The following is an 11,005-nucleotide window of genomic DNA, read 5'->3' on the forward strand; positions in this document are numbered from 1 at the left end:
CGGCCTTGCAGCGCCCGCAGCGCGGGGCGTCGCCCAGGCGCGCGGCGGGGATGCGGTTGAGGCCGTTGCAGTGCGGGCAGGGAATCAGCAGGGGATCGGACATGACGGCGGGCTCCGTGGGACATGTCCGCTAGATGGAGCCGCCGCCGCTCGATATCAAGTCACACCGGCGTCAGCGGCCAGAACAGCGGAATAACGAAGCTGGCCACCACCCAGAGAATCAGGTTGAGCGGGATGCCGATGCGCATGAAGTCGGTGAAGCGGTAGCCGCCGGCGTTGTAGACGAAGGTGTTGGTCTGGTAGCCGATGGGCGTGGCGAAGCTGGCGCTGGCGGCGAACATCACCGCCACCACGAAGGCGCGCGGGTCGACGCCCAGGTGCTGGGCCATGCCGATGGCGATGGGGGTGACCAGCACCGCCACGGCGTTGTTCGACAGCAGCTCGGTGAGGATCGAGGTGAACAGGTAGATGAAGCTCAGCATCAGCAGCGGCCCGGCCCAGGGCAGCCAGCCCATGACGTTCTGCACCAGCAGGCTGACCAGGCCGACCTTGTCCATGGCGATGCTGATGGCCAGCATGCCGAAGATCAGGCTGAGAATCTTCCAGTCCACCGCCTTGTAGGCGTCTTCCACGTCCAGGCAGCGGGTCGCCAGCACGCTCACCGCGCCGATGATCGCCAGGCCCTCGATGGGCATCAGGCCGAAGGCGGCCAGCAGCATCACCGCCAGGGTGGCGCCGATGGCGATCGGCGCCTTGTCGCGGCGGAAGGCGCGTTCCTGCACGGCGTTGAGGCTGATCAGCTCGCCGTTGTCGGCGAAGCGTTTGATCTGCGCCGGGGTGCCCTCGACCAGCATCACGTCGCCGAACTGCAGCTCGAACTCGTCGAGGTTGCCCTGCACGTTCTCGTCCTGGCGGTGCACGGCGAGCACGGCGATGCCGTAACGCGCGGTGAGGTCGAGATCGCGCATCGGCCGGTGACTGTAGCGCGAGTTACGCCCGACTATGGCCTCGGCGAGGATCACGTCGTGGCTGCTGATGGTCTCGAAGGCGTCGCCGCGGTTGAACGACAGGTGGCCGCTCTCGCGCAGCTCGACCACGTCCTTGACCTGGCCGTGCAGCACCAGGCGGTCGCCGCTGGCCAGCAGGGTGCCCCCGCCCGGCTCGGTGAGTTCCTGCTCCTCGCGGAACAGCTTGAGCACCTGCAGGCCGCTGCCGCCGTTGAGGTTGGCCTCGTGCAGGGTCTTGCCGATCATCGGCGAGTCGTGCGGCACCAGCAGCTCGGTCATGAAGGTGCGGTCCAGGTCCGGGCGCAGCTGCTTGGACAGGGTTTCGCGATCGGGCAGCAGGCGGTGGCCGACGGTCAGCAGGTAGAGCATGCCGACCGCGGCCAGGATCAGCCCGGCGCCGGTGATCTCGAAGATGCCGAAGGGCTCCAGGCCGGCCTTGCGCGCCACGCCGTCGACCAGGATGTTGGTCGAGGTGCCGATCATGGTCAGGGTGCCGCCGAGGATGGTGGCGTAGGACAGCGGAATCAGCAGCTTCGACGGCAGGGTGCCGGCGCGGCGCGCCAGGGCGATGGCCACCGGGGTGAGGATGGCCACCACCGGGGTGTTGTTGAGGCAGGCGGAGATCACCAGGGCGGTGACGGTCAGGCCGGTGAGCACGCGGATCGGGCTGGTGCCCACCAGCTCGCCCAGCCAGTTGCCCAGGGCGTCGATGCAGCCGGTGCGCTCCAGCGCGGCGGACAGCACGAACATGCAGGCGATGGTCACCGGCGCCGAGTTCGACAGCACGCTGAGCACCTCGCCCGGGGTCAGCAGCTGGCTGACCAGCAGCGCCGCCACGGCGATGGCGGCGACTATGTCCGGGCTCCATTTCTCGCGCACGAAGGCATACAGCACCCAGATCAGCAGGGCGCCGACGAACAGCAGGGGCAGGGAGTCCCAGGGCATGAAAATCCTTAGCGTCGAATCTCGTGTGAGGTATCGGGCCCGCGCTGGGCGGCCGCACAAGGTCGCCACGATAGTGGGCTTCGCTTAGATAGTCTAAGAATGTTTGAGAAGGTTTATATGCCTTTTCGATTTATTGGATAAGGGCACGGAGGAGCACTTCGCCGCCCCCAACATAAGCGTGACGAAGCCTACGCATAGCCGGGGGCGCTCCCTGTCGAGTGCCGGCTCAAGCCAACCTAGGACGAGCAGCTGATCTGCAGATGCTTGCCCCAGTCCGGCGGGCGCTGGGCGTAGCGCTCCATCCCCGGCTGCTCGTCGAAGGGCCGCGCCAGCACCGCGTGCAGCTCGCGCACCGGGCCATAGTCGCCGGCCTCGGCCGCCTCGATGGCCTGCTGCGCCAGGTAGTTGCGCAGGATGTAGCGCGGATTGACCGCGTGCATGCGCGCCTGGCGTTCGGCCTGTTCGCCCCCCTCGCGGGTGCAGCGGGCCAGGTAGTCGCGGCCCCAGGCGTCGAAGCCGGCCAGGTCGACGAAGTCCTCGCGCACCACCTGCAGCGCATCGAAGGGCGCCTGTTCGCCGAGCCGGCGGAAGAACAGCGTGTAGTCGCTCGCCTTACCCTGCTGCATCAGCTGCAGCAGGCGCTGCACCAGCTCCTCGTCGCCGTCCTCGGCGCCCTGCAGGCCCAGGCGGCGACGCATCAGGTCGAGGTAGTGGGTCTGGTACAGCGGCAGGAACAGCTCCAGGGTTGCGCGCAGCTTGTCCACTTCGATCATGGGCGTCAGCGCTTGGGCCAGCGCCGCCAGGTTCCAGTGGGCGATCGGCACCTGGTTGCTGAAGCTGTAGCGGCCGGTGTCGTCGGAATGGTTGCAGATGTGCCCGGCGTCGAAGTCGTCGAGGAAGGCGTAGGGCCCGTAGTCGAAGGTGATGCCGAGGATCGACATGTTGTCGGTGTTCATCACCCCGTGGCAGAAACCGTAGGCCTGCCAGTGGGCGATCATGCCGGCGGTGCGCTCCAGCACCTCGCGGAACATCGCCAGCCAGGGTTCGTCCTGCGTCAGGCAGGCGGGGAAATGACAGGCCAGCACATGCTCGCCGAGGATCTTCAGCTGCTCGTGCTGGCGGGTGTAATAGAAGTACTCGAAGTGGCCGAAGCGCACGTGGCTGGGCGCCAGGCGCAGCAGCATGGCGGCGCGCTCCTGACGCTCGCGCCACACCGGGGTTTCCGAGGCGGTGACGCACAGCGCCCGCGAGCTGGGGATGCCGAGGGCGTGCAGGTGTTCGCTGGCGAGGAACTCGCGGATCGACGAGCGCAGCACCGCGCGGCCGTCGCCCATGCGCGAGTAGGGGGTCTGCCCGGCGCCCTTGAGGTGCAGGTCCCAGTGTTCGCCGGCGGCGTTGACCACTTCGCCCAGCAGCACGCCGCGGCCGTCGCCCAGGCGCGGGGTGTAGCCGCCGAACTGGTGCCCGGCGTAGACCATGGCGCGCGGCTCGGCCTCGCTCCATAGCTTGTGTCCGGCGAACAGTTCGGCGAACTCCGCGCGCTGCGCCTCCTCCGGCGCCAGGTCGAGCAGGGCCATGGCCGCGGCGCTGGCCACCACCAGGCGCGGCTGCTCGATGGGCTCGGGCAGCACCTCGGTGGAGAAGGCGTCGCCGAGGCGGGCGAAGCGGTTGTCGAAGCTCAGCTGGTCGAGGCGTTTCACCGCGTACTCCGCCATGGCTCAGGTCGCCGCCGGCGGGGGCGGCGTCTGCACGTTGGCCGCACCGGCTGCGGCGGCCTTGATCAGGTCCTTCTGTTCGAGCTGGTGTTCGCCGCGTTCGAGGTTCTTCACATACACCTCGACCTGGCGGAAGGCGATGTTGATGCCGTGCTTGGGGAATTCGCGGTCGATGAAGCGGTTGATCTCGTCGGTGGCCGGGTTGCGGTCGCCGAGGTCGCGCACGTGGATGCGCAGCTCGTGATCCAGGGTGCTTTCGCCGAAGTTGAGGAAGTACACCAGCGGCGCCGGCTCCTTGAGCACCCGCGCGTTCTCCTGGGCGGCCTGCAGCAGCAGCTTGCGCACCAGGTCGAGGTCCGAACCGTAGCCGACGCCGACCTTGAGGGTGACGCGGGTGACCGTGTCGCTCAGCGACCAGTTGATCAACTGGCCGGTGATGAAGGTCTTGTTCGGCACGATGATTTCCTTGTGGTCGAAATCGGTGATGGTGGTGGCGCGGATGCGGATCTTGCTCACCGTGCCGGACAGGTTGCCGATGGTCACCACGTCACCGATGCGCACCGGGCGCTCGAACAGGATGATCAGGCCGGAGATGAAGTTGGCGAAGATCTCCTGCAGGCCGAAACCGAGGCCCACCGACAGCGCCGCCACCAGCCACTGCAGCTTGTCCCAGCTGACGCCGAGGGTGGACAGGGTGGTGACGATGCCGATGCCGACCAGCGCATAGGACAGCAGGGTGGTGGTGGCGTAGGCGCTGCCCTGGGCCAGTTTCAGGCGCGACAGCACCAGCACCTCGAGCAGGCCGGGCAGGTTGCGCGCCAGGGCCACGGTGATGGCGACGATGATCAGTGCGCCGAGCACGTCCATCAGGCTGATCGGCACCAGAGTGGCGGCCTCGCCGCTGCCGCTGCTGTATTCGTAGAGGGTCACGGTGTCGAGGTAGGTGAATACCCCGATCAGCTCGGCCCAGACCCAGTACAGGCAGACCAGGAAGCCGCCGAGCAGGGCCAGGCGGATCAGCCGCAACGACTGCTGGTTGACCTGCTCGATGTCCAGGGTCGGCTCCTCGACCACCGTCTCGCCTTCGCTGCCGTCCTTGCTTTGCGCCTGGCGCTTGCTCAGGGCGCGCTGGTAGGCCAGGCGCCGGGCGGCGACGCCGAGGCCGCGGATGAAGGCGGCTTCCAGCACCAGCCAGAGGATCAGCAGGTAGAGGGTGTCGATCAGGCGGTCGGTGAGCTTCAGCGCGGTGTAGTAGTAGCCGAACGCCACGGCGGCGATCAGCGCCAGCGGCAGCAGGCTGAACAGCAGGCCGACGCTCGAACGTAGCGCCGAGGTGTGCTCCCGCAGCGGCGCGCCGAGCAGCAGGCGGAACAGCAGCCAGGCCATCAGCGCGTAGCAGGTCAGCACCACGCCGATGCCGATCACGTCGCCGGCCAGGCTGGCCGGCTGGTGCTCGGCGACGCTGGTCACCGCGACCAGGGCCATCACCACCAGGCCCAGGCTGCGGATATGGTGGCGGAAGAAGGCGACGTTGGCCGGCGGCCAATGGAAGTGCAGCACGGCCACGCCATTCGGCGAGAGGATGCGGTAGAGGGTGTAGAACACCAGCCAGGCCTGGGCCATCTCGTACAGCGCGGCGCCGAGGTAGAGGTTCTGCCCGCGCGCGTCCATCAGCAGAGCGTAGCCGCACAGGGCGAGGAACAGCGCGCCGGGCAGCGCCAGGGCCAGGTTCAGGGCCAGCGCCAGCGGCGTGTGCAGCTGGCTGTCGCGCTTGTAGTGGCCGATGTCGTCGTGCAGGCCGCCGAGCTTGGCGAACAGGTACTGGCGGCGCCAGAGAATGAAGGCGCAGAGCAGCAGCAACGGCAGGAACACCAGCGGCCGCTCCAGCAGGGCGGCGCCCAGCTCCTTCAGCGCCACGCCCCAGGGCAGGCTTTCCAGCTGCTGCTGCAGGCGCCGCGGCGCGCCCTTCAGCCACTCGAGGTCGAGCGGCTTGTTGCTGGGAATCCAGAACATCTGCTCGTCGATGGTGGCGCGCAGGCTGCTGGCGGTGCTGTGCAGCTCCTTCTGGTTGAGCTGCAGGGTGATCGATTCGTTGAGCAGGGCGTTGAGCTCGCGGTTGAGCCGGTCGAGCAGTTCACGGCGGGTGCTCAGCAACTCGCGCAGGGTGGCGCGCAGCTCGGCGGTGACCTCCTCGGCGGGCTGGCCGGCGAGCAACTGGTCGATATAGGCCTCGGGATTGCCGATCTCCTCGCGCTGCTTGCCCAGCTCGAACTGGTACAGGCGGATATCGGCGATCTCGTCGGCCAGTTTGCTGTCTTCCAACGTCAGGCTGGGCAGCGCCTGCTTCTGCTGGTAGAGGATCTTCGACAGCAGCAGGCTGCCCTGCAGCACGCCGATCTGCTCGTCGAGGGCCTGGTCGGCCTGCACCAGGTTGTCCAGCTGCTGCTTGGTCTGCAGGTTTTCCTCGGTCAACTGGTTGAGGCGCTCGGTGGCGCGCAGCAGGTAGTCGGAAAGCTTGAGGTTGCGCGTGCTCTCGCGTGCCAGCAGCTTGTCCGAGCCGGCGCGCTCGGCCTCGCGCGACTGCTCGGCGACGGTCTGCTCGGATTCGGCGCGGCGCCTTTCGTTGATCAGGCTCTGCAGCTCCAGGCGTTCCTGCTCGGCGCGCTTGATGCGCTCCTCGAGCAGCTCGCGCTGGGCGTTGCCCAGGTCCTGCAGCAGGCTGTTGCCGGCCAGCTCCTGGCGGCGCAGCTGGGTCTGCGCGGTGAGCAGGGCCAGTTCCGCGGCGAGCTGGTCGCGGCGCTCGGCGCTCAGCGGTTTGCCGTTGTCGCGGTCGCTCTTCAGGCTGTTGTTGATCTGCTGGCTGCGCGCCTGGTTCTGGCTGATCTCGGCCTGGGCGCGCTCGGGGCGGGTCTGCGCGGTGATCACCAGGCTGTTGGCCTCGATGATCGCCTTGTTCCACTCGCTGAGCTGGCTGGAGCGTTCGCCGAGCAGCTGCTCCAGCTGCGCCAGGGCGGTGCGCGCGTGGCGCTCGGCCAGCGGCGCCGGCTGGCTGGCCTTGAGCTGGGCGAGTTCGCGCTGGGCTTCGGCGATCAGCCGCGGGGCGTTTTCCAGCTGGGTGCGCAGGTCGGCCAGACGCTGCTCGCTGGCCTCGCGGTCCTTGAGCAGGCGCAGGGTCTGCTCCAGGGTCTGCTTGAGCGCCAGCTGCTCGGCTTCCGGCAACTTGCGATCAGCCAGGCCGTCGAGGCTCTGCTGCACGCTCTCGGCCTTGGGCGGCTCCTGGGCGAGAACCGGGGGAATGCTCAGGCACAGGGCGAGCAGGGCGGCGACGAACGGGAGGCGCAACAGGGACATGGTCGTGGGATCTGCTGAATGGGACGATGACAGTGTAGGACGGCCGCCGCAGGCGCCGCCGCGCCGGCCCTCGCGGGAGGGGCGTGCGCAGCTGCGATGCTAGCAGAGTCCGGCGCGCTCGCGGCTGCGACGCTGGTGCGACGAGCCTGTTACAGGAACAGCCCGGGGCCCGGGCGGCTGCCTTCGGGGAATTTGACGCCGACCTTGCGCACCTTGTTCCCGTCCATCGCCGCCACCGTCCAGGTCAGGCCCTGCCATTCCACCTGGTCGCCGACGATCGGTTCGCCGCCCACCTTGTGCGCGATAAAGCGGCCCAGGTGCAACTGGCCTTCGGCGCCTTCCAGCTTGAGGCCGTAGAGCGCGGCCACCGCGCCCAGCTCGGCGTCGCCTTCGAGGACGAAGTCGCCGAAGAAGCGCAGGTCCTGACCGCGCTTGGGCGCCTGGCTGAACAGCTTGCCGAGTGCCGGCAGATCGGCCTCGTGGCCGATCACGCAGAGCAGGTCGCCGGCCTCCAGGCGCGTGCTGCCGGACGGGTGAAGCAGCTCGCGACCGCGAAACAGCGCAGCGATGCGTGTGCCCTCGGGCATGTTCAGCTCGCGCAGGGCGGCGCCGATGCACCACTTCTCCGCGCCCAGGCGGTAGACGAACAGCTCCCACTGGCTGGTGGGGTGCACCTCCAGGCCGGCGCGCGACACCGGCGCCGGCTCCGGCGGCACGGTCACGCGCATCAGCCGGGCGGCCAGCGGCAGGCTGGTGCCCTGCAGCAGCAGCGAGACCAGGACGATGAAGAAGGCCACGTTGAAGAACAGCTGGGCATTGGGCAGCCCGGCCATCAGCGGGAACACCGCGAGGATGATCGGCACCGCGCCGCGCAGGCCGACCCAGGCGATGAAGACTTTCTCGCGGTCGTGGAAGGCCGGAAATGGCAGCAGGCCGAGCAGCACTGACAGCGGTCGGGCGAAGAGGATCATCCACAGCGCCAGACCCAGCGCCGGCAAGGCGATGGGCAGCAGCTCGTGGGGGGTGACCAGCATGCCGAGGACCAGGAACATGCCGATCTGCGCCAGCCAGGTGAGGCCGTCGAGCATGTGCAGGATGCCGTGGCGCGAACGGATCGGCCGGTTACCCAGCAGCAGGCCGCACAGGTAGATGGCGAGGATGCCGCTGCCGCCCACCGCGGTGGTGATGGCGAAGATGATCAGGCCGCCGCTGACTACCAATAACGGGTACAGGCCGCTGGCCAGCTCCATGCGGTTGATCAGCTTGAGCAGCAGCCAGCCGCCGCCGAGGCCGAGCACGGCGCCGAGGCCGAACTGCTGCAGCAGCTGGATCGGCAGGTCCCAGCTGAAGCCGGTCTGGCCGCTGGCGAGCATGGCGATCAGGGTGACGGTGAGGAAGACCGCCATCGGGTCGTTGCTGCCGGATTCGATTTCCAGGGTCGAGCTGACCCGTTCGTTGAGGCCGCGGCCGCCGAGCAGGGAGAACACCGCCGCGGCGTCGGTGGAGCCGACGATGGCGCCGATCAGCAGGCCCTCCAGCAGGCTCAGGTCGAACAGCCAGGCGGCGGCCAGGCCGGTCAGCCCGGCGGTGATCACCACCCCCAGGGTGGCCAGCGACAGTGACGGCCACAGCGCCACGCGGAAGCTGGAGACGCGGGTACGCATGCCGCCGTCGAGTAGGATCACGGCCAGCGCCAGGTTGCCCACCAGGTAGGCCAGCGGGTAGTTGTCGAAGACGATGCCGCCGGGGCCGTCGACGCCGGCGAGCATGCCGACGGCGAGGAAGATCACCAGGATGGGGATGCCGAAACGGGTGCCGAAGGCACTGACCAGGATGCTGGCCGCCACCAGCAGGGCGCCGATCAAGAACAGATTGTTGATGGCGCTGGCGTCCAACGGCGTACTCCTGGCCTGGTGGTGAGTGCGCCGTTATGCATGGCGCGTGCCAGGGATTCTAACCGCTGCCTTCGCCCCGCTGTCAAAAAGGTTATTACATTTTTCCAGCCGGCCGCGGCCCGCCGGGGCGGGCCGCCGACGGCATCTAGAACCAGGCGTCGCGCATGCCCAGGCAGGTGTCGTCGCGCGCCTCGAGGATGGCCAGCTCATGCTGGCAGCCCGGCACTTCCCAGGTCAGGAAGTAGCGCGCAGCCTGCAGCTTGCCCCGGTAGAAGTCGGCGTCGCCGCCATCGCCCCTGGCCAGGCCCTGCTCGGCGCGGATCGCCTGCTCCAGCCAGCGCCAGCCGATCACCGCGTGGCCGAACACCTTGAGGTACAGCGCCGAGTTGGCCAGGCCCTGGTTGACCTGGCCGGCCATCAGGTCGCCGAGCAGGGCCAGGGTCACCGCCTGCAGGCGCGCCAGCAGTTGTTCCAGCGGCTGGCGCAGGGCGGTGAGCGACTCGTACTCGGCGGCGCGCTGGCAGGTGCCGTGGATCAGCCTGAGCAGCTGCTTGAGCGCGGCGCCGCCGTTCATCGCCACCTTGCGCCCGAGCAGGTCGAGCGACTGGATGCCGTGGGTGCCTTCGTGGATGGGGTTGAGACGGTTGTCGCGGTAGTACTGTTCCACCGGGTATTCGCGGGTGTAGCCGTGGCCGCCGAGGATCTGGATCGCCAGTTCGTTGGCCTTGAGGCAGAACTCCGAAGGCCAGGACTTGACGATGGGGGTGAGCAGATCGAGCAGCTGCAGCGCCTCGGCGCGTTCCTCGGCGGTTGCCAGGGTGTGGGTGTCGTCGAACAGGCGCGCGGCGTACAGGCCGAGGTCGAAGGCGCCTTCGACGTAGGCCTTCTGCGCCAGCAGCATGCGCCGCACGTCGGTGTGCTCGACGATGGCCACCTGCGGGCTGCTCGGGTCCTTGCCGTCCGGCTGGCGGCCCTGCGGGCGGTTGCGGGCGTAGTCCAGCGAATAGAGGTAGCCGGCGTAGCCGAGCATGATCGCGCCCATGCCGACGCCGATGCGCGCCTCGTTCATCATCTGGAACATGTAGGAAAGGCCCTGGTGCGGCTTGCCCACCAGGTAGCCGACGCACTCGCCGCTGTCGCCGAAGTTCAGCGCGGTGGAGGTGGTGCCGCGCCAGCCCATCTTGTGGAACAGCCCGGCCAGGGTCACGTCGTTGCGCTTACCCAGGCTGCCGTCGGCGCCCACGTGGAACTTGGGCACGATAAACAGGCTGATGCCCTTCACCCCGGGCGGCGCGTCCGGCAGCTTGGCCAGCACCATGTGCACGATGTTTTCGGAGATCGGCTGGTCGCCGCCGGAGATGAAGATCTTGTTGCCCTTGATCCGGTAGCTGCCGTCCGCGGCGGGTTCGGCCTTGGTGCGGATGTCCGACAGCGACGAGCCGGCATGCGGTTCGGTCAGGCACATGGTGCCGAAGAAGCGGCCGTCGATGATCGGCTGCAGAAAGCGGGCCTTCTGCTCGTCGCTGCCGAAGGCCTCGATCAGGTTGGCCACGCCCATGGTCAGCATCGAATAGGACGCGGTGGCCGCGTTGGCCGCCTGGAAGTGGGCAAAGCAGGCCTGCGACAGCAGGTTGGGCAGTTGCATGCCGCCATGCTCGAAGTCGCGGGTGGCGTTGAGGAAACCCGCCTCGTGGAAGGCGCGCAGGGCCGGTTCGACCTCGGGGATCAGCACCGCGGCGCCGTCGACGTACTGCGGCTCGTGCTCGTCGCTCTTGCGGTTGTGCGGGGCGAACAGCTCCTCGGCGATGCTGCGTGCGGTGGCGATGGCGGCGTCGAAGGTCTCGCGGTTGTGCTCGGCGAAGCGTTCGCGCTGGGTCAGGGCTTCGGCGTCGAGCACCTCGTAGAGTTCGAACGCTAGGTTGCGGGAGCTGAGCAGGGTCTCGGACATGGAACGGGCCTCCAGATGATCGATCGAGTCTAGGCAGCCAGTTGCCTGGCTGCCCAGCATCATCATCGGCCGTGATAATCGCTCGTTGGCGCACGGGGGTAGGGCGGGTGCAACCCGCCATTGCCGAAGTGGCGGGTCGAACCC

Annotated in this window: 5 protein-coding genes and 1 pseudogene; all 6 read right to left on the reverse strand. The window is 68.3% G+C overall.

All coding sequences use genetic code 11. The features are described from left to right. Positions 1-103, reverse strand: a pseudogene (locus tag N878_RS02935) (thioredoxin TrxC); the annotation flags it as partial. A gap of 58 nt (positions 104-161) precedes the next feature. Beyond that, positions 162-1,952: an SLC13 family permease gene (locus N878_RS02940; protein WP_021442193.1), complete on the reverse strand. Its 1,791-nt coding sequence runs from the start codon at positions 1,950-1,952 to the stop codon at positions 162-164. Between the two features lie 236 nt (positions 1,953-2,188). Continuing rightward, a complete protein-coding gene (gene selO, locus N878_RS02945) occupies positions 2,189-3,652 on the reverse strand; it encodes a protein adenylyltransferase SelO (protein WP_031302667.1) in 1,464 nt (487 codons plus the stop codon). An 18-nt stretch (positions 3,653-3,670) separates the two neighbouring features. Next, positions 3,671-7,018, reverse strand: a complete 3,348-nt coding sequence (gene mscK, locus N878_RS02950; RefSeq protein ID WP_021442195.1) for a mechanosensitive channel MscK — start codon at positions 7,016-7,018, stop codon at positions 3,671-3,673. Between the two features lie 149 nt (positions 7,019-7,167). Beyond that, a complete protein-coding gene (locus N878_RS02955) occupies positions 7,168-8,913 on the reverse strand; it encodes a potassium/proton antiporter (RefSeq protein ID WP_021442196.1) in 1,746 nt (581 codons plus the stop codon). 145 nt (positions 8,914-9,058) lie between these two features. After that, complete coding sequence (locus N878_RS02960; protein ID WP_031302668.1) at positions 9,059-10,861, reverse strand: acyl-CoA dehydrogenase; 1,803 nt, start codon at positions 10,859-10,861, stop codon at positions 9,059-9,061. Positions 10,862-11,005: the final 144 nt, after the last annotated feature.

This window comes from Pseudomonas sp. EGD-AK9, from assembly GCF_000465935.2.
Taxonomy (GTDB): Bacteria; Pseudomonadota; Gammaproteobacteria; order Pseudomonadales; family Pseudomonadaceae; genus Aquipseudomonas.